General features: G+C 51.1%; 23 protein-coding genes. 2 read left to right on the forward strand and 21 right to left on the reverse strand.

Annotation, left to right across the window (positions count from 1 at the left end; genetic code table 11):
* Positions 1-123: 123 nt before the first annotated feature.
* From adhP to bdm, 4 genes are all read right to left on the reverse strand, one after another.
* Entirely contained in the window at positions 124-1,134 is a 1,011-nt protein-coding gene (gene adhP / locus D9597_RS22665; RefSeq protein WP_130224852.1) for an alcohol dehydrogenase AdhP, read from the reverse strand.
* 133 nt (positions 1,135-1,267) lie between these two features.
* Complete coding sequence (maeA, locus tag D9597_RS22670) at positions 1,268-2,965, reverse strand: malate dehydrogenase (protein ID WP_000433464.1); 1,698 nt, start codon at positions 2,963-2,965, stop codon at positions 1,268-1,270.
* Positions 2,966-3,121: 156 nt separating this feature from the next.
* Positions 3,122-3,259, reverse strand: coding sequence for a stationary-phase-induced ribosome-associated protein (gene sra / locus D9597_RS22675; RefSeq protein ID WP_000841557.1), 138 nt, complete (start codon positions 3,257-3,259; stop codon positions 3,122-3,124).
* Positions 3,260-3,360: 101 nt separating this feature from the next.
* Complete coding sequence (gene bdm / locus D9597_RS22680) at positions 3,361-3,576, reverse strand: biofilm-dependent modulation protein (RefSeq protein WP_000495763.1); 216 nt, start codon at positions 3,574-3,576, stop codon at positions 3,361-3,363.
* A gap of 345 nt (positions 3,577-3,921) precedes the next feature.
* Here bdm and osmC point away from each other — a divergent pair, with 345 nt between their 5' ends.
* A complete protein-coding gene (gene osmC, locus D9597_RS22685) occupies positions 3,922-4,353 on the forward strand; it encodes a peroxiredoxin OsmC (RefSeq protein WP_000152305.1) in 432 nt (143 codons plus the stop codon).
* Between the two features lie 34 nt (positions 4,354-4,387).
* Here the strand turns inward: osmC and D9597_RS22690 are convergent, their stop codons facing one another.
* Genes D9597_RS22690 through D9597_RS22715 form a run of 6 tightly spaced genes read right to left on the reverse strand, consistent with a single transcriptional unit; the run spans position 4,388 to position 10,101 of the window.
* Positions 4,388-5,158 carry a 3-hydroxybutyrate dehydrogenase gene (locus D9597_RS22690; RefSeq protein WP_130224854.1) on the reverse strand — a complete coding sequence of 257 codons (771 nt, stop codon included), beginning with the start codon at positions 5,156-5,158 and terminating at the stop codon, positions 4,388-4,390.
* Positions 5,159-5,169: 11 nt separating this feature from the next.
* Complete coding sequence (locus D9597_RS22695) at positions 5,170-6,561, reverse strand: GntP family permease (RefSeq protein WP_130224856.1); 1,392 nt, start codon at positions 6,559-6,561, stop codon at positions 5,170-5,172.
* Positions 6,562-6,606: 45 nt separating this feature from the next.
* The gene (locus D9597_RS22700) at positions 6,607-7,530 is read right to left on the reverse strand and encodes a 3-hydroxyacyl-CoA dehydrogenase family protein (RefSeq protein WP_130224858.1); all 924 of its coding nucleotides are present in this window, start codon (positions 7,528-7,530) and stop codon (positions 6,607-6,609) included.
* Positions 7,520-8,725, reverse strand: coding sequence for an acetyl-CoA C-acetyltransferase (locus D9597_RS22705; RefSeq protein ID WP_130224860.1), 1,206 nt, complete (start codon positions 8,723-8,725; stop codon positions 7,520-7,522). Before D9597_RS22705 ends, D9597_RS22700 begins: the two co-directional genes overlap by 11 nt.
* A gap of 9 nt (positions 8,726-8,734) precedes the next feature.
* Complete coding sequence (locus tag D9597_RS22710) at positions 8,735-9,391, reverse strand: CoA transferase subunit B (RefSeq protein WP_130224862.1); 657 nt, start codon at positions 9,389-9,391, stop codon at positions 8,735-8,737.
* 2 nt (positions 9,392-9,393) lie between these two features.
* On the reverse strand, positions 9,394-10,101 hold the full coding sequence (locus D9597_RS22715) for a CoA transferase subunit A (protein WP_130224864.1): 708 nt from the start codon (positions 10,099-10,101) through the stop codon (positions 9,394-9,396).
* A 141-nt stretch (positions 10,102-10,242) separates the two neighbouring features.
* Here D9597_RS22715 and D9597_RS22720 point away from each other — a divergent pair, with 141 nt between their 5' ends.
* The gene (locus D9597_RS22720) at positions 10,243-11,133 is read left to right on the forward strand and encodes a LysR family transcriptional regulator (protein ID WP_130224866.1); all 891 of its coding nucleotides are present in this window, start codon (positions 10,243-10,245) and stop codon (positions 11,131-11,133) included.
* Positions 11,134-11,188: 55 nt separating this feature from the next.
* Here the strand turns inward: D9597_RS22720 and D9597_RS22725 are convergent, their stop codons facing one another.
* The 11 genes from D9597_RS22725 to D9597_RS22775 form a co-directional block, all read right to left on the reverse strand.
* Positions 11,189-12,115, reverse strand: a complete 927-nt coding sequence (locus D9597_RS22725) for an ABC transporter ATP-binding protein (RefSeq protein WP_130224868.1) — start codon at positions 12,113-12,115, stop codon at positions 11,189-11,191.
* Complete coding sequence (locus tag D9597_RS22730) at positions 12,108-13,094, reverse strand: ABC transporter ATP-binding protein (RefSeq protein ID WP_130224870.1); 987 nt, start codon at positions 13,092-13,094, stop codon at positions 12,108-12,110. Before D9597_RS22730 ends, D9597_RS22725 begins: the two co-directional genes overlap by 8 nt.
* Positions 13,091-13,987: a D,D-dipeptide ABC transporter permease gene (gene ddpC, locus D9597_RS22735; protein ID WP_130210485.1), complete on the reverse strand. Its 897-nt coding sequence runs from the start codon at positions 13,985-13,987 to the stop codon at positions 13,091-13,093. Before ddpC ends, D9597_RS22730 begins: the two co-directional genes overlap by 4 nt.
* Complete coding sequence (locus D9597_RS22740) at positions 13,984-15,006, reverse strand: ABC transporter permease (protein ID WP_130210483.1); 1,023 nt, start codon at positions 15,004-15,006, stop codon at positions 13,984-13,986. Before D9597_RS22740 ends, ddpC begins: the two co-directional genes overlap by 4 nt.
* A 1-nt stretch (position 15,007) precedes the next feature.
* Positions 15,008-16,558 carry an ABC transporter substrate-binding protein gene (locus D9597_RS22745; RefSeq protein WP_130224872.1) on the reverse strand — a complete coding sequence of 517 codons (1,551 nt, stop codon included), beginning with the start codon at positions 16,556-16,558 and terminating at the stop codon, positions 15,008-15,010.
* A gap of 13 nt (positions 16,559-16,571) precedes the next feature.
* On the reverse strand, positions 16,572-17,153 hold the full coding sequence (ddpX, locus tag D9597_RS22750; protein ID WP_130210479.1) for a D-alanyl-D-alanine dipeptidase: 582 nt from the start codon (positions 17,151-17,153) through the stop codon (positions 16,572-16,574).
* A gap of 257 nt (positions 17,154-17,410) precedes the next feature.
* On the reverse strand, positions 17,411-19,810 hold the full coding sequence (gene dosP, locus D9597_RS22755; protein ID WP_130224874.1) for an oxygen-sensing cyclic-di-GMP phosphodiesterase DosP: 2,400 nt from the start codon (positions 19,808-19,810) through the stop codon (positions 17,411-17,413).
* A 24-nt stretch (positions 19,811-19,834) separates the two neighbouring features.
* Complete coding sequence (gene dosC, locus D9597_RS22760) at positions 19,835-21,217, reverse strand: diguanylate cyclase DosC (RefSeq protein WP_130210475.1); 1,383 nt, start codon at positions 21,215-21,217, stop codon at positions 19,835-19,837.
* 344 nt (positions 21,218-21,561) lie between these two features.
* The gene (locus D9597_RS22765; RefSeq protein WP_130224876.1) at positions 21,562-22,881 is read right to left on the reverse strand and encodes a glycoside hydrolase family 10 protein; all 1,320 of its coding nucleotides are present in this window, start codon (positions 22,879-22,881) and stop codon (positions 21,562-21,564) included.
* 130 nt (positions 22,882-23,011) lie between these two features.
* Positions 23,012-24,547 carry an acid resistance gamma-aminobutyrate antiporter GadC gene (gadC, locus tag D9597_RS22770; protein ID WP_130224878.1) on the reverse strand — a complete coding sequence of 512 codons (1,536 nt, stop codon included), beginning with the start codon at positions 24,545-24,547 and terminating at the stop codon, positions 23,012-23,014.
* 154 nt (positions 24,548-24,701) lie between these two features.
* Positions 24,702-25,161, reverse strand: a 460-nt coding sequence (locus D9597_RS22775; RefSeq protein WP_240780460.1) for a pyridoxal-dependent decarboxylase, incomplete at its 5' end; no start/stop codon positions are given.

The raw sequence follows: 25,161 nt of genomic DNA on the forward strand, positions 1-25,161 counted from the left end.
TTCGCTACGTTTTCGCGAATTGTGAGGGGAAAGATGGGGGAGGAAAAGAAGAAGAGTGAAATTGCGGAAAGCGTCTCGCAAAACAGGCTGCGACTCGAACATGGCAGTCGCAGCAAAGGTCTCTTAGCGACGGAAATCAATCACCATACGGCCACGGATTTTGCCTTCTTCCATCTCAGTAAAGATGGTGTTGATGTCCGCTAACGGACGCAGGGCGACTTTCGGCACCACTTTGCCTTCGGCGGCAAACTGGAAGGCTTCGGTTAGATCCTGGCGCGTGCCGACCAGCGAACCGACCACTTCGATACCATCCAGCACAAGGCGTGGGATATCCAGGCTCATAGACTCCGGCGGCAGACCGACAGCCACAACACGACCGCCTGCTCGTACAGCATCAACCGCCGAGTTAAACGCAGCTTTAGCTACCGCTGTTACCACCGCAGCGTGAGCGCCACCGGTTTTCTCCTGCACAATTTTGGCGGCGTCTTTGGTGCGTGAGTTAATCGCTAAATCAGCGCCCATTTCGGTTGCCAGTTTTAACTGCTCATCATTGACATCAATGGCGATCACTTTGGCGTTAAAGACATTCTTCGCGTATTGCAGGGCGAGGTTACCCAGACCGCCAAGACCGTAGATAGCAATCCACTGTCCTGGACGAATTTTTGACAGTTTAACGGCTTTGTAGGTGGTGACGCCCGCGCAGGTAATACTGCTGGCCGCCGCCGAGTCCAGGCCATCTGGCACTTTTACCGCGTAATCCGCCACCACGATGCACTCTTCCGCCATCCCGCCATCAACGCTGTATCCGGCATTTTTTACCGAACGACAGAGGGTTTCGTTACCACTATTACAGTATTCGCAATGACCGCATCCTTCGTAAAACCACGCCACGCTGGCACGATCGCCTGGTTTTAATGAGGTGACACCTGGGCCAACTTCTGCCACCACACCAATACCTTCATGACCCAAAATCACACCGGTCTTATCACCAAAATCGCCATTCTTAACATGAAGATCGGTATGACATACACCACAACACTCCATTTTCAGCAGGGCTTCGCCATGTTTCAGTGAGCGCAGTGTTTTATCCGTAACGTCAACATGATGATCCTTCGTAACAACCGCAGCCTTCATAGTTCCTCCTTTTCGGATGATGTTCTGCATAGCAGGTGAGGCAAATGAGATTTATTCGCCACTACCCAGTATGGATGAGATCTGAAAAAGGGAGAGAAAAATTGCCCGGTAGCCTTCACTACCGGGCGCAGGCTTAGATGGAGGTACGGCGGTAGTCGCGGTATTCGGCTTGCCAGAAATTATCGTCAATGGCCTGTTGCAAAGCTTCGGCAGACGTTTTCACCGCCACGCCTTGCTGCTGCGCCATTTTGCCAACCGCAAACGCAATTGCGCGGGAGACTTTCTGAATATCTTTCAGTTCCGGTAGTACCAGACCTTCGCCGTTCAGGACCAGCGGCGAATACTGAGCAAGCGTTTCACTTGCCGACATCAGCATCTCATCGGTGATACGTGACGCGCCGGAAGCAATAACGCCCAGCCCGATGCCCGGGAAAATAAAGGCGTTGTTACACTGGGCGATAGGGTAGATTTTATCTTTCCATACCACTGGGTTAAACGGGCTGCCCGTGGCGACCAGCGCGTTACCTTCGGTCCAGGCGATAATGTCCTGCGGTGTGGCTTCCACGCGTGACGTCGGGTTAGACAGTGGCATCACGATCGGACGCGGACAGTGTTTATGCATCTCACGGATGATCTCTTCCGTAAACAGCCCGGTCTGTCCTGAGACGCCAATCAGAATATCTGGTTTTACATTGCGCACCACATCCAGCAGTGACAGCACATCGCTGTCGGTATCCCAGTCACTGAGGTTTTCGCGCTTCTGCACCAGTTTGGTCTGGAAAGGCAGCAGGTTCGGCATCTTGTCAGTCAGCAAGCCAAAGCGATCGACCATAAAGACTTTCTGCCGCGCCGCTTCCTCGCTTAATCCTTCGCGCTGGGTCTGGGCGATGATCATTTCGGCAATGCCGCATCCCGCTGAACCTGCACCGAGGAAGACGATTTTTTTCTCGCTTAACTGACCGCCTGCCGCGCGACTTGCCGCGATCAGTGTGCCTACCGTTACCGCCGCGGTTCCCTGAATATCATCATTAAAGGAACAAATTTCATTGCGATAGCGGTTAAGCAGTGGCATCGCATTTTTTTGCGCGAAGTCTTCAAACTGTAACAGCACGTCCGGCCAGCGTTGTTTCACAGCCTGGATAAATTCGTCAACAAATTCATAGTATTCGTCGTCTGTAATACGCGGGTTACGCCAGCCCATATACAGCGGATCGTTAAGCAGTTGCTGGTTATTAGTGCCGACATCCAGCACCACCGGCAGCGTATACGCCGGGCTGATGCCGCCACAGGCGGTATAGAGCGACAGTTTACCGATCGGAATCCCCATCCCGCCGATGCCCTGGTCACCAAGCCCCAGAATACGTTCACCGTCAGTCACCACAATCACTTTAATATTATGGTTCGGCACGTTTTGCAGAATATCGTCCATATTGTGGCGGTTCTGGTAAGAGATAAACACGCCGCGTGAACGGCGGTAGATCTCAGAAAAACGCTCACAGGCTGCGCCGACGGTTGGGGTATAAATAACAGGCATCATCTCATCAAGATGATTGTTTACCAGACGGTAGAAGAGGGTTTCGTTGGTGTCCTGGATATTACGCAGGTAGATGTGCTTGTCGATTTCGGTTTTGAATCCCTGATACTGGATCCACGCACGTTCCGCTTGTTCTTCGATGGTTTCGACCACTTCCGGCAGTAACCCCAGCAGGTTGAAGTTACGGCGTTCTTCCATGCTGAAGGCGCTGCCTTTATTCAACAACGGAAATTCCAGTAGTACAGGGCCAGCGTAAGGAATATAAAGCGAACGCTGTTTTTTTGTTTTTGGTTCCATGTCACTCACTCTTTTTTGAATATCCATCCCTGGGGTGCTTTTATCTTCTTTGCTTTACCGCCAGGGCGTCGGCCCCAAGTATAAAGCAGATAAAAACAAAAACACCATTGCGCAGGCAATGGTGTTTAATCGTCATTGAGGACTGATGGTTATGAATTACTTTTCAGCGGGGCGTTTTCTGCCGGTTGGGGTATTTACCACGCTGGATTTGTCACCTTCGGTAACTATTTTGCGCTGGTTAGAAATTTTATGATCCAGTCCAAGAATATGACGTGCCTGACGGTTCGATTTCATTTGTACTCCTCAATCCTGTAGCTAGTTTTAAGGACAACATCGCCGTAGCGAAGAAACACGTGCTAAACCCCTAAATTAGGTTGCCGATCAAGCATAGCAGCTTAAAGCGTAGGGTGCTGGCCGCTGATCACATAATTTATCGTTTGCTGGTAGATGTCACTGAGGATGTCGTTATCAGAGGCCTCGACCCATTTGGTCAGCTCCATGAGAATGTCATCTTCAGTGACAACACCGTGCTCTGCCCGAAGGCCTTGCTCAATGGCATTAACCAGAGCGGGTTCTGCTGTTGAATTTTCTGCCTGATAATAAGTAAACATAGTGATTCTCCGTGTCTGTGTATTTATGGTGTCTGCTACGGATCGCAGATTTATAAAGCACATTCAGCATGACAAATATTTACCGCTTCGTTGTTAAGATTAGTCCTGGTTGATGATTTTTATATTTTAACCCCATGATATTGATAGTTATTATTATTGTGATGAGTTGATTGATATTGAGGCAATATCTCTTGAGTTATATATTTCCGGCTATCTATTGTGGGAATTTAATTTAAGTGCAGAAGTAATATTTTCTGCCGGATTTTATTCGGAATATCCTGCTTATCCTCGTACTGTTTCTCACGTAGTCTATAATTTCCTTTTTAAGCCCACAGGAGAGCAAGAATGACAATCCATAAGAAAGGTCAGGCACACTGGGAAGGCGATATCAAACGCGGGAAGGGGACAGTATCCACCGAGAGCGGCGTGCTGAACCAACAGCCGTATGGGTTTAACACGCGTTTTGAAGGCGAAAAAGGAACTAACCCTGAAGAACTGATTGGCGCAGCGCATGCCGCATGTTTCTCAATGGCGCTTTCGCTGATGCTGGGGGAAGCGGGATTCACGCCAACATCAATTGATACCACCGCCGATGTGTCGCTGGATAAAGTGGATGCTGGTTTTGCGATTACTAAAATCGCACTGAAGAGCGAAGTTGCCGTGCCGGGTATTGATGCATCCACCTTTGACGGCATTATCCAGAAAGCAAAAGCAGGATGCCCGGTTTCTCAGGTACTGAAAGCGGAAATTACGTTGGATTATCAGTTGAAATCGTAAAGCGTTGCCGGATGACGCATCATCCGGCGAACTTTTACTGTGCTACCCAACCGCCATCCATATTCCACGCTACACCGCGTACTTGTGCTGCCGCATCCGAACAGAGAAAGAGTGCCAGTTCACCCAGTTGTTGCGGAGTCACAAATTCACGAGAAGGCTGTTTTTCTGCCAGCAAGGCGTCACGCGCGCTTCCCGCATCTTCACCTTGTGCAATGCGCTTATCAATCTGCTGTTGTACCAGCGGCGTCATCACCCAGCCAGGGCAGAGCGTGTTGCAGGTAATACCCGTCTGTGCAGTCTCCAGAGCAATGGTCTTTGTGAGTCCCACCACGCCATGTTTTGCCGCAACATAAGCCGATTTGTCTTTCGACGCAACCAGTCCATGCACAGAGGCAATGTTAATGATCCGCCCCCAGTTACGGGCGCGCATTTCCGGCAGTGCCAGACGCGTGGTGTGAAAGACCGAAGAGAGATTGATAGCGATAATGGCGTTCCATTTTTCAACCGGGAAAGATTCCACCGGGGAGACATACTGGATCCCGGCGTTATTCACCAGAATGTCGACACCACTAAATTCCCGCCGTGCGTAGGCCATCATGCTGACAATTTGCGATTCATCGCTGAGGTCTGCCTCATGATAGCCAGGCGTTTTACCCACACGAGAAACCGCATTGATTGCCGCGTCAACATCACCGAAGCCGTTGAGGATCACTTGCGCGCCGGCTTTTGCCAGTGTCTGAGCAATACCGAGTCCAATACCGCTGGTGGACCCCGTTACCAGCGCAGTTTTACCTTGTAAATTCATGATGATTTTCCTTAGACAATACCGGTGGTGTAGTACACGCCGATGATAAACAGCACGGCCAGACTTTTAATGATCGTAATTGCGAAGATACCGCCGTAAGCCTGACGGTGACTCAGCCCAGTGATTGCCAGCAGGGTGATCACGGCGCCGTTATGGGGCAATGTATCCATGCCACCGCTGGCCATAGATGCCACGCGGTGAAAAACTTCCAGTGGAATATTGGCAGCGTGCGCAGCGGCAATAAAAGTGTCGGACATAGCCGCAAGAGCAATACTCATCCCGCCGGAAGCTGAACCGGTAATACCGGCAAGCGTGGTGATGCTGATGGCTTCGTTAAGTAATGGATTTGGAATGGCGGCCAGCGCCTTCGAGAGCACCAGAAAACCGGGCAGGGCGGCGATAACTGCACCGAAGCCATATTCTGAGGCGGTGTTCATCGCAGCAAGAATTGCGCCACCCACCGCTGTACGGCTTCCTTCTGCCAGTCTTCCATGAATATTGCGATATCCAAAAATCACCACCAGCAAAATTCCGGCAATGAGCGCAGCTTCAACGGCCCAGATAGCGGTGATTTTGGCGACATCTGTGGTAATCGGGGCGGCAAGTCCCGGCAACGCCAGTTGGTGGCTCGCACCGTACCAAACAGGGATCCACCAGGTAAATAACAAGTTCAACAGCCCCACCAGAATCAATGGTGAAATCGCAATGAGTGGATTCGGTAAATTGATGTTGTCTGGCGTTTCAGGTTCATTAAGTAACTCTGTGCCGTAACCTTCATTTTTTGCCTGCGCTTTACGACGTTGCCGCTCCAGATAGATAAGCCCGACGGCAATGATAAACAGTGAACCAATAAACCCCAGCCACGGCGCGGCCCAGGCGTTGGTGCCAAAGAAACTGGTGGGAATAATGTTCTGAATTTGTGGCGTGCCGGGCAGAGCGTCCATAGTAAAAGAGAATGCCCCCAGAGCCACCGTTGCCGGTATAAGCCGTTTTGGGATGTTACTCTGGCGGAACAGTTCAGCCGCGAACGGATAAACGGCAAATGCCACCACAAACAGCGACACGCCGCCATAGGTGAGTAATGCACATACCAGCACAATTACCGGAATCGCATGCCGCCGCCCGAGAATGTTGATTGCAGCAGCGACAATCGAACGAGAAAATCCTGAAAGTTCAATCAGTTTTCCGAACACAGCTCCGAGCAGAAACACCGGGAAGTACAATTTCACGAAGCCGACCATTTTTTCCATGAACAAGCCGGTAAATGCAGGGCCAACAGCCCCCGGATCGGTGACAAGAACAGCGCCTAATGCCGCGATGGGGGCAAAAAGGATAACGCTGTATCCGCGATAGGCTGCCAGCATTAGCAGCCCAAGCGCGGCAAGGGCGATTAATACACTCATCGAGACTCCTCAATATCGTTGTTATAGTGGGTACAGCGAGAGAAGTTACGGTTTCAGGGCGAAGCGAAGCTGATGTTCCCGACGCTGCTGGATGTACTGCTTCCGCGATTCATCCCAGCGGTAAAATCCCTGACCGCTACGCACGCCGATGTCTCCACGCTCCACTTTATCGGCAACCAACGACATCATGTCGCTGCCAGTCGCCAGTTCAGGGAGCAGATGGCGACAAATATCCTGTACCGTCGAAAGTCCGGTCATGTCGGCGGCCTCCAGCGGGCCGACCATGGCATAACGTCGCCCAAGCGAGGCGCGCATGACCTGATCCACCACTTCGGCACTGGCGATGCCGCTTTTTACGATATGCAGGGCTTCACGCAACAGTGCAAATTGCAGACGGTTGCCGACAAATCCTGGCGCAGCGCGATCCAGCAACACCGCTTCCAGTTGCAGTGACACAAGCAAGTGTTGCAGCCAGTGCAAATGCTTTTGCTCGGTAACGCTGCCGGGGACAATCTCCACCAGCGGAATCAAGTGCGGCGGATGCCAGAAATGGGCGATCAGCAGTCGTTGCGGGTAGCGCATCTTCGCTGCCAGATCATCTGGCGGCAGACCGCTGGTATTGCTGGCGACAATGGCCTCAGGAGAAATAAGCGTTTCAAGCTCGGCATATAATGCGTGTTTGAGTTCAAGCCGCTCAGGGATCGCCTCAATCAGTAGTTGCGAGTCGGCGATGTCAGCAAGAGAGGTAGTGCCGTGCAGACGTTTAAGCACATTCTCTTTTTCCGGGGCAGTAAACTGTTCGCAGCTATTCAGTTCATCAAGAATTCCGCCTGCAACTGCGGGGATTTCTGCAATCCTGCTCTGCTCGGTATCGTACAGCCAGATATCATGACCAAAGCGGGCGAAATGAGTGGCAATCCCCACGCCCATCAATCCGGCGCCCAGTACTGCAAATTGTTCAGTTTGCATGGTGTTCTCCTGTGGTTCTTTCCAGCGTCAGCGCCACGCCCTGACCGCCACCGACGCACAGTGTCGCCAGCCCTTTTTGCGCATTACGTCGCGCCATTTCATAAATGAGAGTGACCAGAATGCGGCAACCGGAAGCGCCAATAGGATGCCCAAGTGCAATTGCGCCGCCGTTAACATTCACTTTGTCGCTATCCCAGTTCAGTTCGTCGCCAACGGCCAGCGCCTGCGCTGCGAAAGCTTCGTTGGCTTCAATAAGATCAATATCTTCCAGCGTCCATCCGCAACGCTTAAGACATTCGCGGGTAGCGGCGACCGGACCGATGCCCATAAACGCAGGATCGACGCCAGAAACGGCATAACCGGCCACCCGAGCCAGCACAGGGAGGCCAAGTTCGGCAGCTTTGCTGGCGCGCATTAACATGACTGCGGCGGCACCATCATTGATGGAAGAGGCATTTCCTGCGGTGACGCTTCCCGCCCCCGGAAGAAAGGCCGGTTTCAGTTGCGCCAGTTTTTCCAGTTGCGTCCCGGAACGTGGTTGTTCGTCGGTATTTACCCAGCGTGGTGGTTTTTTACCTTGTGGTACGCTGACCGGAGTAATTTCGTCTGCAAAGCGCCCGGCTTCCATTGCGGCAGCGGCTTTTTGCTGAGAACGTAGTGCGAATGTGTCCTGGCGCTCGCGACTGATGGCATATTTTTGCGCCAGGTTTTCCGCAGTAATGCCCATGTGGTAATCATTGAAAGCGTCCCATAGTCCGTCATGAACCACGCTGTCTTTCATGCTGGTATGCCCGAGGCGTAAACCGGCCCGCGCGCCATCAATAAAATAGGGCGCGTTGCTCATGCTTTCCTGGCCACCTGCGATAATGATCTGTGCATCACCGCAACGGATCGCCTGCACGGCCTGGTGTACGGCTTTCAGACCGGAACCACATACCAGGTTGATGGTGACAGCGGGTGTATCGTGACTTAACCCAGCTTTGAGCGCCGATTGCCGTGCCGGGTTTTGTCCGCTTCCGGCGGTCAGGACCTGACCGAAAATCACTTCGTCGATCTGTTCTGCTGCAAGTGCGGTTTTCTCCAGCAACGAACGGATAGTGGCAGCGCCGAGATCAACCGCAGAGAGTGGGGCGAGAGCGCCATGAAAACTGCCAATCGGCGTGCGCGTAGCGGCAACAATAACAACGTCCTGCATGGTGGTTCCTCAGTTGAATTGCATTTCCGGGACATGTTCTGGCACAAACAACTTACCGGCGGTTTTGGAGACGATTTCTGCAACGCTGATCCCCGGCGCGCGCTCGCGCAGAATGAAAGCGCCGTCAGCAATTTCCAGCAGAGCAAGGTCGGTTAAGACGCGTTTGATACAGCCGACGCCAGTCAACGGCAGGGTACAGTCGGAAAGCAGTTTGGATTCGCCGGATTTGGAGGCGTGGGTCATTACCACGATAATATTCCCGGCACCAGCAACCAGATCCATTGCACCGCCCATGCCTTTAACCATCTTGCCGGGGATCATCCATGAGGCAATGTTGCCATTCACATCCACTTCAAATGCGCCAAGCACAGTTAGATCCACATGGCCGCCACGGATCATGGCGAATGATTGCGCCGAGTCGAAAATTGCCGCGCCTTTCCGTGCGGTAACGGTTTGTTTACCGGCGTTAATCATGTCGGCGTCCAGTTCTTCTTCGGTAGGAAATGCGCCCATTCCCAGCAAACCGTTTTCTGACTGCAACATCACATCCATCCCGTCAGGAATGTAGTTTGCCACCAGGGTCGGGATACCAATGCCGAGATTGACGTAATAGCCATCGCGCAATTCGCGGGCGACACGCATCGCCATTTGTTCACGGGTTAACATGGTCAGACTCCTTTGCGGCTAAGGGTGCGTTGTTCAATGCGTTTTTCAAATTGCCCCTGAATGACGCGATTAACAAAAATCCCCGGGGTATGGATTGCGGCAGGATCAAGTTCACCAGGTGCCACTATTTCTTCCACTTCCACCACGGTGATTTTTCCGGCAGCAGCCATCAGTGGGTTGAAGTTTTGCGCGGTATGACGATAAATCACGTTGCCGTACCAGTCGGCTTTCCAGCCTTTGACAAGGGCAAAATCACCAGTGATAGCCTGTTCCATGATGTACGGGCGACCGTTGAATTCGCGGACTTCTTTCCCTTCGGCAACAGGAGTACCGTAACCGGTGGCAGTAAAGAACGCCGGGATGCCCGCGCCGCCTGCGCGCAGTTGTTCTGCCAGGGTTCCTTGTGGTGTGAGAATCGCCTCCAGTTCGCCGTTAAGCACCTGTTTTTCAAACAAAGCATTCTCTCCAACATAAGAAGCGACGACTTTACGGATCTGTCGGGTTTCCAGTAGTACTCCCAGCCCAAAGCCGTCTACGCCACAGTTATTGGAAACCACCGTTAATCCGGTTACTCCACGGTGGCGAACTTCAGCAATCAGATTCTCCGGGATGCCGCACAGGCCAAAACCTCCCGCCAGAATCGTCATCTCATTGGTAAGTCCTTCAAGCGCCTCGTGATACGTAGCGACCCGTTTATCCAGCCCAGCCATACAGTTGCCCTCCAGTTGTCCTTTCCAACATCATTAAGGGCAAAAAATGATTTGTTAATTTTAAATTTGTGACTCATTCATTTGTATTATTTATCAATTTAATGTTAATTAAATGTATTCAATGAGTTAGTGGGGTGCCAAATGAAAATGAGCATCAAACAGTTACGCGCGTTTTTAGCGGTAGCTCACACTCTGAACTTTGCTCATGCCAGTGAACGGCTGAATATGTCGCAGCCTGCGCTAAGTCTTGCCATTAAAGGACTGGAGGATGTCTTAGGGGGCGCTTTACTGCTGCGTACTACGCGAAAAGTGACGTTAACCCAGGAGGGTGAAACGCTATTGTCGATGGCACGGCCTTTGCTGGCTGACTGGGATAACACCGAGGAGGCTATGCGTCAGCGATTCACACTCAGGCGAGGCAAAGTGTCAGTGGCAGCGATGCCGTCATTTGCGGCCAACGTTTTGCCTCCGGTGCTGAAAACCTTCCGCGATTGTTATTCAGGGATTAACGTCACCGTGCACGATGTGGTGAATGAGCAGGTGATCGAAATGGTGAGCGAAGGGCGCGTGGAGATGGGGATTGCCTTTGAACCTGACTATTGTGGCCATTTGCATTTTACCCCGCTGGGCGTGGATCGGTTTGTCGCCATTGTTCCAGCCGATTCCCGACTGGCAACTCGGCAGCGCGTAAGCTGGCGGGATTTACTGACGCTCGATTTTATCACCCTCCAGCGACCGTCAGCCGTCAGGTTGATGCTGGAAGAACAGTTGGCACAAAGTGGAACGCAACTGGAAGTGGCGCTGGAAAGCCATCAACTGGTTACGGTTGGGCGGCTGGTGGCAAACGGGTTGGGAGGAAGCGCTGTGCCTGCACTGTGCCGCAGGCAGATGAGCGAACTGGGCGCAGTGTGTCTGGAACTGGACAATCCGGTGATTGAGCGACGGGTAGGCGTACTGCGTTCGTCACACCATAAGCTTTCTACTGCGGCGCAAGCGTTGATGGAAACGTTAAAAAAAACCTATGACACATAACGTTTCCACGTTTCCGTCGGCCAGAACAGACATGCAATAGCCGGATTCCGCATCTCTACAGCGCCCGCCAGCACCTGATCTCACGTCCGTCAGCCCGCGTCGTTAATGATTGCCGGACTTCACATCCACTGGTTGCCAGAGGGCAGCGTTCGCGGAAAAAACAGCCCTGTGGCAGCGTGCGGTTTCCTGGTAGTTCTGTTTTACGCAATGCCCATTCCTCCTCCAGCTGCTTATCAATGGCGGGGAGGGAATCCAGCAATAATCGGGTGTACGGATGTGCCGGAGTAGAGAGCACCTGCTGAGCGTCGCCCAGTTCCACAATCTGCCCGAGATACATCACCGCCACCCGATCGCTCATATGACGAATCACTGAGACATTGTGTGAAATCAGCACATAGGTCAGCCCGCGATTTTCCTGTAGCGCTACCAGCAAATTGAGGATCTGCGCCTGCACGGAGATATCCAGCGCCGAGGTGGGTTCATCAAGCACCATCACATCCGGTTGCGAAGAGAGTGCTCTGGCAATGGCGATGCGTTGTCGCTGCCCGCCGGAGAACGCATGAGGCAGGCGGTCGAGATACTCCGGTCGAATCCCCACCTGTACAGCCAGCTCCTCTGCCAGCGCCCGCCGCTGTAGCTCACTACCGCGGTTTGCAATCCATACCGGTTCCGTGATGATGCGCCACACCGGTAAGCGAGGATTGAGAGAAGAGAGCGGGTCCTGAAATACCATCTGCATTTTGCGCTGTGATCCTGAACGAGTGCACTGCCCGTGACTCGGTTGCAGCATACCCATCAGCAACTGCGCAAGGGTACTTTTGCCACAGCCGGATTCTCCGACGATCCCTAAGGTTTCACCACGGCGGATCTGCAAGTCTATGCCATTAATGGCATGAACAAACTCGGTAGTTCTGCCAAACCAGTTTTTGCGGGCAGGGAAATCGATATGGACGTCGCGTAACGTTAATAACGTGTCAGACACTGATGACCTCCTGCTGCGGATACCAACAGGCGCAGCGGTGGTTGTTGTCACCACACGCTGTCAGCGCCGGGACGTTTTCACACTGTGCACCTGCCGCATAGCAACGATCGCGAAAAGCACAGCCGTCAGGCAAACGGGTGAGATTTGGCACCGTCCCTGAGATGGCGGGTAAGGGCTGACGCGGTATTCCATGTTCCGGTGCACATTGCAGCAAACCAATGGCGTACGGATGCCGGGGAAGATGGATAACGTCTGCCGTCACGCCGCTTTCAATTACGCTTCCGGCATACATTACATAGACGCTATCGCACAGTTGCGACACCACGGCCATATCATGGCTAATGAACAGCACCGCAGTTCCGCTGGCGCGGGCTTTATGTTTAAGCAGGCGCAATACCTGCAACTGTACAGTGACGTCCAGCGCCGTGGTCGGTTCGTCGGCAATAATCAATTGCGGCTCGCAGGAGAATGCCAGCGCAATCATTACCCGCTGGCGCATACCACCTGAAAGTTCAAACGGATAGCGCGACATCACTTCTGCCGCATCCGGGATTTGCATCTCTTCCAGCAAAGCAATCGCTTTAGTTCTGGCTTCCCGACGACTTAATGGTTGATGATGACGGATCACGTCCATCATCTGAAGACCTATTCGACGTGTCGGATTGAGGGCGGTCATCGGTTCCTGAAAAATCATCGCTACCCGAGAACCACGCCACTGACGAAGCTGTTTTTCCCCAGCGTTAAGAACATCTTCTCCCAGCAGTAAAATCTGGCCTTGATGCACGCGATAACTGCCTACCGGCAGTAGTCGCATAATCAACATTGCGGTGACTGATTTACCTGAGCCGGATTCTCCCACCAGACCGACAATTTCACCGCGGTTAATCTGCAATGACACATTGTTGAGCGCGTGAACGTCGCCGTTAAAACCGGGGAAACTCAGATGCAGTTGTTGAAAATCCAGAACGGGTTGGGTCATGACTGCTTTCCTCCTGCTTTCGGGTCAAGCAGATCGCGAATACCATCGCCAAAGAGATTAAACCCGACGGCAGTAATCAAAATCGCTGCCCCCGGAAATGCACAATACCACCACTGATCGAGTACATAGTTGCGACCATTCGCCACCATCGCGCCCCATTCAGCACTCGGTTGTTGAGCACCCAGACCAATAAATCCCAACGTGGCGGCCATTAAAATCGCGCTACCAATATCCAGCGATGCCTGCACAATCAGCGGCGGCAGGGAGTTACGTAAAATATGCCAGTTGATCAGATGCCAGCGTGACGCGCCAAAAGTTTTCGCCGCCTGAACGTAAGTGTACTGGCGGACAACTAATGTTTGCCCCCGCGCCAGGCGTACATAAAACGGGATACGCACAATAGCAATCGCCAGCATGGCGTTAAACAAACTCGGCCCGAGAGCGGCAGCCAGCGCCATCGTCAGTACCAGCGAAGGAATCGACAGCATAATGTCCATAATGCGCATGATGATGGCGTCTGCGCGCCCGCCCAGCACGCCTGAAAGACAGCCGAGCAGCGAACCAATAATGCCAGCAATAGCGACCACCACTAATCCGGCGAGAACAGATTGCTGGCTACCGACCAGTACGCGGCTAAACAGATCGCGTCCCACTTCATCAGTGCCAAACCAGTGCGCCGCAGAAGGCGGCAAAAGGCGGGTAGTTAAATCAATGGCGTTGGGATCATGCGTCGCCAGCCATGGTGATAAAACCATCATCAGTAACACTAATACAATGATGACTGCGCCGGTCACGGTAAGCGGACTGCCTTTCAGCATCCATAACAGTTTTGCAAGGTTAAATCTCGTTCGTTTTTGCGGACGTACTACGGGTGTTTCCTCGCTTAGCATCATTCATCACCTCCGCGTCCGATACGCGGATCAATCCACAAATAGAGCAAATCCACCACCAGGTTCACCAGCACATAAGCAAACGAAACCACGACCGCAAAGCCCATCACTGCCGGGAAATCGAGCGCCTGTATTGATGTCACTACCCAGGCGCCCATTCCGGGCCAGGCAAAAACGGTTTCGGTGAGCACGGCGCCATACAGCAAATCACCCAGCGCCAGCCCCAAAACGGTAATCGAGGGGATCAACGCATTGGGTAGCGCATAACATAAAACGATATACCAGCCGGGCAAGCCGCTGGCCCGGGCGGTACGAATGTAGTCTTCACTCAATTGTTCCAGCATCGCCGAGCGAATTTGTCGGGCGACAATTCCCAGGTGAACGAACGCCAGGGTTAACGCCGGTAAGATGAGATGTTGCAGCGCATTGAAGAAGACTTCACCGTTTCCTTCAAGCAGCGCATCGAGCAGATAAAAGCCGGTTACATGTGTTGGCGGATCCAGCCAGTCATCAAGCCTTCCGCCACCTGGAAGAATTTGCAGATGACCATAAAACAGCACAATGACGCCCAGCCCAAGCCAGAACGCAGGTGTGGAGATTCCGGTAATTGCCATTAGTCGCACCAGATGATCCAACCAGCGATTTCGCCAGACGGCAGAGAGTATGCCCAGCGGGATGCCAATCAGGAGTGCCAGCAGCAGGGCGCAAACTGCCAGTTCCAGCGTCGCCGGGAAAAATATACGCAACTCTTCCAGCACCGGACGCCCGGTACGAATGGATGTTCCCAGGTCACCATGAAACAGATCGCTGACGTAGCGGTAAAACTGCACGTATAGCGGCTGGTCGAGCCCCAGTTGTTGGCGAATATTTTCCACGATAGCATCGCTGGCCCGGTCGCCTGCCAGCAACCGCGCCGGATCGCCGGGGATCAGGTGCGAGATAATAAACGTAATCACGCAGACGCCCGCCACCACGAGCACCAGCCCCCAGCAGCGTTGGCGTAAAATACTCCAGAAGGTCACGTTATTTACTCATGGTATTGATATTGAAGACCTGTTCCAGCATGGGATTAAACACGAAGCCTTTCACTTCTTTGTTCATCGCCAGTTGGTAGTTTTTCTGGAACAGATACACATAAGCAGCGTCATCAATGACGATTTTCTGTGCCTGCTGGTAGTCCCGGGTACGCTGCATCTGGTCGGTGGTCGCGAGTGCATTGCGCAGTAACTTATCGACCTCGCTGTTTTCATAGAACGAGCGGTTACCCGGCAGACCTTTTTTGTCTGACTCAAACCAGTAATTCATAAACATATACGGGTCGGCAAAATCCGGACTCCAGTTGCCAATCGCAATGTCGTAATCACCTTTACCCACTCTGTCGCGCATGGTGGCGTTTGCCAGTTTTTCCAGCTTCACATTGATGCCCAGCTTGTTGAGACTGGATTGTGTCGCCAGGGCGATCGGTTCCCAGTTCGGGTCGTTATCGGAATAGAGAAACGTCAGGCTGGTGGGTTTGCTCGCTACTTTATCCCATTCGGCTTTGGCTTTCGTTTCGTCATGGCTATATTGCATTGCCGTCGCATCGTATCCCCACATGCCTTCCGGAATCGGGCCGCGCATTTGTTTCCCGTTACCACTCAGAATGCCGTTAACCATGCCCTGATAATCGGTAGACCAGGAAATGGCCCGACGCAGATCCGCCTGATTAAGTGGCGCTTTGCTGTTATTCAGATACAGATAGGTGACGCGCAGTGACGGATACTCTGCCACATTGACTTTATTTTCCTGCTTCAGGGCGTTGAGTTGATCCACCGGCAGCGCATCGGCAATGTCAATGTCGCCACGGGAGAGCTGCAGGCGACGGGAGGCACTTTCACCAATAATTTTTACCGATACTCGCTTAAAGTTCGGTTTATTGCCGGGGTAATGCGGATTTGGCACCAGAACTAATTGCTGACCTTTTTGCCAGCTTTTCAGCATAAACGGTCCGGAACCGGCGGTGTTTTGCGCGAGGAAACCGCGGGCATCATCCGCAGCGTGTTCCTTTAAGACCGCCGGATTGATAATGGATGCACCGTCATTCGCCAGGGTGTACAGGAACGGTGCGAATGGTTGGCTAAGGGTAAACTTCACCGTATGTTCGTCAGGAGCGTCAATTTTTAAATCTTTGGGAAATGCTTCCGCTGGCCCCTGTCCGATTTTCAGCAACCGCTCAAAAGAGAGTTTTACAGCTTCGGCAGTGACCGGCGTGCCATCGGCAAATTTAGCGTTGTCCTTCAGGGTGAACGTCCACTCTTTTTGATTATCAGACGCTTTCCAGCTGCTTGCCAGATCGCCTTCAACGTCGGTTGAGCCTTTATCACCGTCCGTTTTGTACTGTATCAGTCGCTGATAAGATGGGTAGGTTACGGTCCAGTCGTTATTATCAATCGTCACCGCCGGGTCGAGGGTTTGTGGGTCGGCGGCCTTACCAATCACCAGCATATCTTTTGGTACGGCGGCGTGAGCAACCGGCAGTGTGGCGGCAAGGACGATTGCGATCAGTGTAGGGCGAAATGATATCGATCTTTTCATGACAGTTTCCTGGTTAACTAGCGTGCTGTGTAGTAGGAGATGCAAAACAGGCGAACTGGTCAGCGAGCAGCGGGTAACTTGCAGCCTGCGGTAATTCGAAGTGCCACCATTCGCTGGATATACCAATAAAGCCACCGCCAGTCATAATCGCATTCAGCAACAGGCGATTACGCTGGGCTGCGGGCGGTACGGAAGGGTGCCAGGCATGGGAGCGCTCGTGCATTTCATCGAATCCGGCCCCCATATCCAGAATGAAACCATGCTCATCACGAAGCGTCAGGTCAATTGCCGTGCCACGGCTGTGATTGGAGCCTACGGCCACATCAACGACATATTGCGGGTCAGGGCAGGCTTGCCACAACATTGCCTGTGCTTGTTGTGGGCGATACGCGTCGTAAATCACCAGTTGTAAGCCTGACAGTTGGGCGATACTGATGCTTTTCGCCAGCGCGGTAATCGCATCCTTGTGTAACAGGCAACGCGCTTGCTGATAAATCGGCTTGCCGGTGATGTTATCGCTACAGGCGTATTTCAAATCGATCTCCAGCTCAGGGAAGATAACGGCTAAATCAACCAGCTCGGTGGTATCCGACATAAACGGTTCCTGTATAAGACAAAAATTGCTGCGCTTTCCGCTTATGCAGATCTCATGCCATGTCGGGATAAGCGCCATAATGCTGGCTTAAAGTTATATTTTTTAACTTTTGATCAACATTTGTGCAGCGTAGTGCAGTTTTGGTGCAAGAGGGGGACTTAAAGGAGGAATCTCCAGGAATCGTAGCGGAAATCACAGTATTTAAGTGACAGTGTCACGTCAAATTAAACCCCGCGAGTGCGGGCGAGAGAAAATTGTCAGATTTTCAGCGGTAACACGCTGCTCATCCAGCCTGGAATTTCTTCGGCGGGCAGGGGGCGGGAGAAGAAATATCCCTGAATAACGCGACAGTGGATCTTGCGTAGCATCTCAAATTGTTCTTTGGTTTCGACGCCTTCCGCCACGACGGTTAAATTGAGGCTTTGCCCAATGCTGGTAATGGCTTCAAGTAAGGCACGGATGCGTTTTTCGGTCAGACAACGATCGACAAAGCTTTTGTCGATTTTGATTTCCGTTACCGGAAGACTGACTAAACGGGATAAACCAGAAAAGCCAGTGCCGAAATCATCGACAGATAAACCTACGCCCATATCGCGCAGGATCTGAATGCGCTTAAAGATTTCGGTATCGTGTTCCATCATCATGCTTTCCGTGATTTCCACCGTCAGCTGGTGGCCGTCAATACCCCAGGCTTGCATTGCATCAGACACCTGATTGGGTAGCTGATTGCTGCGAAAGTGCAGCGCAGACAAGTTAACGGAAAGCGCCGGGATATGAATATTCTGGCTACGCCATTCTGCTAGCTGGCGGCAGGCTTCAGCAATAACCCAGCGACCAATGTTTTCGATTTCGCCAATCTCTTCAGCAAGGGGGATAAATCGTGAAGGGGGAACATGACCATGCTGTGGGTCATACCAGCGAGCGAGGGCTTCGATACCATACAGCTCGCCGGTTTCCGCAAAGATCTGCGGCTGATAAACCAGTTTTAGTTTGTTGTTGCTGATAGCTTCTTTCAGCGCCGCACCAAGAATCAGACGCTCTTTCACCATTTCGTTCATTACCGGGCTAAAGAATTGCCAGCCGTTACCGCCGTTTTTGCGAATAAAATCCATCGCATTGTGGGCAGTCGAAAGCAGGTAGTCCCGGTTTTTACCAACGTCGTAACTGATACCAATGCTTAAGGTTAGCGGGAATGGTTTATCGTCAATCATGACCGGTTTATTCACGACGTTGCGAAGTTCATCGGCTATTTGGGTAATGTTACTGACGTCGTTTTCCGGACTGATGAGGACAAACTGTGTACCTTCAATACGACAGAGATACTGGTCAGGTTTGATCTTTTCGCGAAAGCGATTGACCACTTCCAGCAATGCCTGATCGGCCCACGCATAGCCAAGGCTGTCGATGACATCCTGAATATGGTCAATGCCAATAAGATACACCACCGGAGAGACGGCATTTTCTACCAGGTCATCGAGATAATTGTGTAGGTTATTGCGGTTTGGCAAACCGGTCATCGGATCAAACTGAATGAGCTGCTCAATATGCTGGCGACTTTTTTCCTGTTCCAGTGCCAGGGCGGCCATATGCTGGCTGATATCCGCCACTCGTTCGATAAACGCGCTGGTTACCGCCCCGGACGCTGTTTTGATTTTCAGAATCCCGGCAGGCGCGCCATCGCGCTGGCGAATGGTGACTGACCAACTTTGCGCATTCTTTACTTCCGTCCCATGAGAGGATGACGCCCAATGCACCGGCATACCATTACGCAATGCATACAACGACACATGGGATTCATGAAGAATGGATTCTATATTCCGGCAGATGATTTCGCCCATTTCATGAAATGGCGGGCTGCTACACATCGCGGCGAGAATATTGCCTTCAAGCTCACGAATTTGTCGTTCTTCGGTGATATCAGAGAAGGTCATCACCAGGTTTTGCAGATTAGCCAGCACATCATAAACTGGGCTAATAGAAGCTTTAATCCAGATTTTTTCCCCCGTGCGCGTTAACAACAGAAATTCATCCTGATCACGTGCTGTTTTCCATAGCAGTTGCTGTAAGCGAATACGATTATCTGCCGGATATTCAGGGATGTTAAGCAAAGTATCGGGCTGCATACCGCTGGCTTCGCTGATGCAGTAACCAAACATTTCAGTAAACGCGCGATTGCACTGCACGATATGGCGTTCCGGGTCCAGCACAATGACCGGGCGGTCGAGATGGTCAACGGCAATAATTAACTGCCGGGTCTGTTCTTTCTGTGCCATTTCTACGCTGGCATCACGTACCAGCGCCAGGTAATAAATTTTCCCTTCGGCAGTGACTTTGGATAGCGCGAAACGGGTCCAGATTTTACTGCCGTCTTTTTTCTCCAGCTGCAATTCCCGGCTCATACCTTCGACCCGCGCTTTACCGCCTTCGCGGTTATGGCGAATATATTCTGGATGCGCAGGGCGCAAATTATGGGGAATCAGCATATCAATGTTATTGCCTATCACCTCTTCGCGATTATAGCCCCAGAGCTTCTCCGCCGCAGGATTAAAAAACATTACTTCGTCATTTTCGTTAATTAACACCGCGCCCATCATATTTTGCTCAAGGGCGGGAAAAAAAATGCCGTCGGCGGCATTTTCTGCATCGGTTAGCTTCATGATTACCTCTGCATCCGGGAGCATCTAAAGACTGGCTTTCCAGAGTTCAACACGGTTTCTACCTCGTCTTTTCGCGATATACAGAGCTTCATCGGCTATTTGAATTAAGCGTTCATAATCAGGATGCCCATTAAACATGGCAGCGCCAATGGACAAAGAAAGGGTGATGTCTTCGCCATTTGCGGCTTTCAGTTTGGTTTTTTCCACCCGGCTGCGGATCCGCTCTGCGGTACGCAAAGTGTCATTTTCTGAAGCTTCAGTCAGCACTATGATAAATTCATCGCCACCGTAGCGAAAAACATAGTCACTGCTACGTACGTTGTCGTAAAACGCCTGTGAGACCTTACGTAAAATCTCATCGCCTGTGTTATGTCCCCATGTATCGTTGATCTCTTTGAATTTATCTACATCGATGATCAGAACAGACAATGGTGTACCGGCCCGATTGGCATGGGCAATTTCACGTTTAAAGATAGTCGGCAAGAAACGGCGGTTAAGTAATTTCGTCAGTACATCCATACCCACTTCATGACGCGAGACTTCTTCAAAGAGTTCACGCAGTAAGGTGATAATCTGCGATACGGTATTTCGTATCTGTAATAAAAACTTCACGCGCAGACTTTTGTTACTCAAATTTTTGGCATTGAGCATTGTCTGATGAAAAACCCCGTCGAAATCCTGAATAAGGCGAGAGATATGACCAACTTCAGCAATGCCACTAAAATAATGGCGACCTTTATGGTTAAACCACAGGCCAAAATCAGCCTGACTTAATGGTAAGCTGCTGCCTAAATCAGAATCCAACAGGACTTTATAAATAATATCTATTTCCCATGAAAGTAATGAGGCTATTTGGCGTTCTTTTTCTTCTTCGGCGTTTTCCAGTAATGAGAAGATACGATAGTTCTCGTCTTCTTTAGCCGCGCTACTGTCGCTAAAGGTAAATGCTCTGGTCATCACTTCCATGGCTATGTCGATACTGTTAATCGAAAAGTGATAAACCTGAAGTTTTTCAGAAGGTGAATAATCAGAGGAAAATATTACCGGGTAGAGGATTTTTTTCAGCACGCGAAAACCCATCTCGACAATTTCTACCGGAATGCCAATACGAGCATGGACTTCGGCTACGGTATGTTGGATCTGTATAAGTCTTTCAACATCGTCCGTTTGCGCAGAGAGCACATTGATAATCCACGTTTCCATCGCACTTTTAAGTTGCCTTTCAACCTGTTCGTTACTCAAAAACTCTTCGGCATGCGGGTCAGTGCGTACAATTCGATAAAACTCAACACTTAAGTAATGAGCATGCGTTACGGCAATTTCTGCCGCTTTGTTACGAATGAGGGGGTCGACCTGAGCAACTAATCCGGTCCACTCATCTTTCATTCTTTTAAAGTACATCTCCATAATTCATACCCTTATACGGCTGGAAAGGCAGACGGAATCGAAAAACGCAACTCGTTTGGACAGGTTTATGGCACCATATTCTCCTGAAATATGAAGATATACCGAAACGAAATAAATGACTTATGACCGTTTTAATCTACGTTACTGGTCTTCTGAAGAGTATAGCCCATCGTGATTATTTTTCGGTGATGGTTAATATCGTATGGTTTTTCATATTCATACGTTTTTATCAGGGGAATTATAACAATTCGACTTAAGTTGATTTGATTATTCGTTGAGAGTGTTTTGTTGATGACAAGCCGGTGTTTAAAGCACCGGCAGTGTCATAAAGTAAGAAAGGGCGTTTAGCTTCCCCAACGGCTTTGCAGATAGCTAACTGCCTGTTGAGTTTGCGGCTTGTTCAGATAGTCTTCGCGGAACAAAATTGTGCCGCTAATTTCTGGCACGGCGTCGTTAAGATCGAGCTGCTTTTTCAGTTCTGGCACGCCGCCGTTAACCATCCAGTCTGGTTCTATCTTTGAGGGTTCGCCGACTTTATAGAAGGCGATACCAATATAAAGACGGGTTTTGGTTGGTTTGACGACATCTGCCCACCATTTTGCCAGCACGTCATAACGTGCGGCGCTACGCGAGAACGGCCAGTAAATTTGCGGGGCTATATAATCCAGTAAGCCTTGTTCGACCCAACGACGAGTGTCTGCGTAGGATTCATCATAAGCTGCGGCCCCACGCGTATCAGAACCGAGCGGATCGTGTGAGCGATTGCGCCAGACGCCTGCAGGGCTTACACCAAATTCGACTTCCGGTTTAATGCTTTTAATGGTGTGCGACACCTTAGCAATTAACTGCTGGGTATTGTTGCGCCGCCAGTCGGCTTTTGACGCAAATGCACCACCGTATTTGCGGTATGTCTCGTTATCGTTAAGCCGTGAATCCGGCGATTCAGTATAAAAATAGTCGTCAAACTGCACGCCATCTACCGGATAACGAGAAACCACTTCAGCAACTATCGATGTGATCCAGTCCTGAACTTCAGGGATCCCTGGGTCGAGAACAAAACGGTCACCTGACGTCCTGATCCAGTCGCGATGTTGAACATAGACGCTGGCCGGTTGTTGAGACAGGGTGCTATTCAGTTCCCTGATAGTTCCGGGCTTCGTATTAACCGACACGCGGTAGGGGTTAAACCAGGCATGTACTTTCATCCCACGCTTATGGGCTTCGTCGAGAATAAATTGCAGCGGATCGTAACCAGGATATTCACCAATTTTGCCGGTCATTAGATCGGACCACGGCAAAATCTTCGACGGCCAAAGGGCAGTGCCGTCGGGCTTCACCTGGAAAAAGACCGTGTTAATTCCCAGTCGTTGCAAGTTTTCCAGTTTGTCGATCATCGCCTGCTGTTGCACGCGGACCCGGCTGGTGGGGTTGCTGATGTTAACCGAGGAGACGGGAGGCCAGTCGAGGCGGGACACCGTGGCCAACCAGATACCGCGCATAGGTTGCGACGACTGTTGTGCGGTCGCTGGTGGTTTTGAGCCTGCTGGTGGTGTCGTCATTGAATCTGGAGGCGTGCTTTTACAACTACACAGTAAAAGAGCCAGTGCAACCAGTGCCGCTGGCCTTTTAATCGCGGATTTCACAGTTCGGGAGCAGATATCCATATATGCTTATTTCCGGTAAACAGATGTGCGCTTATTCTCGTACTTATCTGGGGCAAGTCAATACGGCAATAAGTACGCAAAAGGGAGCGATTAATTTTCGCTCCCTTGTGTTATTACCACTCAGACACGGTTAGTGTTTCTTATCGTTCATCACAATATAGTGCGGTGAACGAGCACGTGGATGCAGGAAGAAGTGACCTTTCGGCGCGTTCTGGCTGTTAATTGGCTCCAGTGTAACACCTGTATTCGCTTTGCCTTTACGGTCATGAATGGCATAGAGAATAAAGGGCAGGGCAAGTACCACCAGGAAACTAACGACCAGTAATTCGACATACATATCGGTAGAGTCACCCTGGATGTTATCCGGCGGCAGGAAGGAAACAATAAACGCCATAATTGAAGTCAGCAGACCGACAATAGCCACGACCAGTTTCACCACTTTACCACCAGGGATATTAAATGTGCGTTTTAAGTCAGGATGTTTAAGAACCAACACAATGTAGCCAATAAACAGCATGAAATAAGCACACAGATAAATCACCACCGTCAGCGCCAGTGCGATCAGGAAGGACATGTTGTTACCACCACCGGTGTTGGTGAGGATGATCAACGCGATAGAGGTAATCACCAGCTGGGAAATTACCAGCGTTACCGGCACACCATTTTTGTTCATTTTAGCGAACGCGGCGGGCAGTAGATTTTTCTGCGCGGTGACATACATCCCACGAGAAGGGCCAACAATCCATGAGGCGATTTCCGCCAGAACACCCAGCAGCAGCAGGGCAGAGATAACGCGAACCGTCCACTCAATTTCCGGTGCCACATGAGACATCAGCACGGTGAATGTTTGCATTACACCTGCGGACAGGTTGATTTCATTACCCGGAATCACCATCGCAATGGACAAACCGCCTACTGAACTTAAGCAAATCGCTGCTACCATCAGCAGTAACATTGCCAGCGGATAGTCGCGCCCGGGGTTGCTCATTTCATTGACGTGGGTCGCGGAAGCTTCTACCCCCATATAACTCAAAATGAAGGCGACAAACACAACCAAAGTGCCAACTTTCGAGAAATCAGGGAAGAAGGTTTTGGCATCCATTTCGATAGCAACCGGTGCTCCGGAGTGCAGATAAATCGCTGCTAATGCAATCAAAATAAATGCAGGCAGTAGAATACCCGCGAAGAAACCCACTTTCGCAATTCGCGCAGTATATTTAGTACCGCCAAACTGAGTTAATGCCAGCGCCCAAAGAATAATCAGCGCCGCGATAGTTTTCGTTACCGGCTCTTCATTCAGTGCTGGCCATTTCAGAATGTAGGACAGCGCCCCTAACACGAAATAGAGCATTGGAATAAAGCCAATAGCGATTTGCAGATAGCCAAATGAGATTGCAGCGAATCCCCATTTCGGCCCCAGGGTATTTGATACCCAGGCGAACACACCACCTTCTTCCCAGCCGTCCACGGTAGCCATTTCCGCAGCACAAAGACCAACGGGAATAAACCATAAAATCCCGCCTAAGAGCAGGAAGAAGACCAATGAAAAGCCAGATGTTGCGAAGGTAGGGTATTCATAAACAGCCATTACCATCGACGCCGTGATGGCGAAGAACCCGAGTAATGTTAGCTGCTTAGCTTTACCTGTCTGTACTGATGTAGCCATATTATCCCCCTAAAACGGTTGTCCTGTGGAACCGCACCTGTTTTGCTCTGAAGTGCCTTCAGAACAATTTTTTCCGTTGCTAATGCCAGTGAACAGACTTCGGAAATTGTCCCGAAACGGTTCGTTTCGGGACACCGTTACCGCTTAAACGTTATCAGGTATGTTTAAAGCTGTTCTGCTGGGCAATACCCTGCAGTTTCGGGTGATCGCTGAGGTATTTCAGGGAGGCTTTGTAGTCTTCCAGTAACAGTTCAGCGAAGTCCATTTCGAAGCCACGGCGGCACATAATGCGCATTACCACGATGTCGGTGGCCTCTCCGCCGAGGGTAAATGCCGGAACCTGCCAGCCGCGCAGACGCAGACGTTCAGAGAGGTCATACAGGGTATATCCTGGATTTTCCCCGTCTTTCAGTTTGAAGCACACTGCCGGGATACCTTCATCCGGGCGACCGGTACAGATGAACTCATACGGCCCCAGTTTGGCGATTTCATCCGCCAGATAAGCAGCAACCTGGTAAGAGGCGTTCTGTACTTTGGTATAACCTTCACGACCGAGGCGCAGGAATTCATAGTACTGGGCAATCACCTGACCTGCCGGACGGGAGAAGTTGATG

This window comes from Escherichia sp. E13S3 (assembly GCF_004212325.1).
GTDB lineage: Bacteria > Pseudomonadota > Gammaproteobacteria > Enterobacterales > Enterobacteriaceae > Escherichia.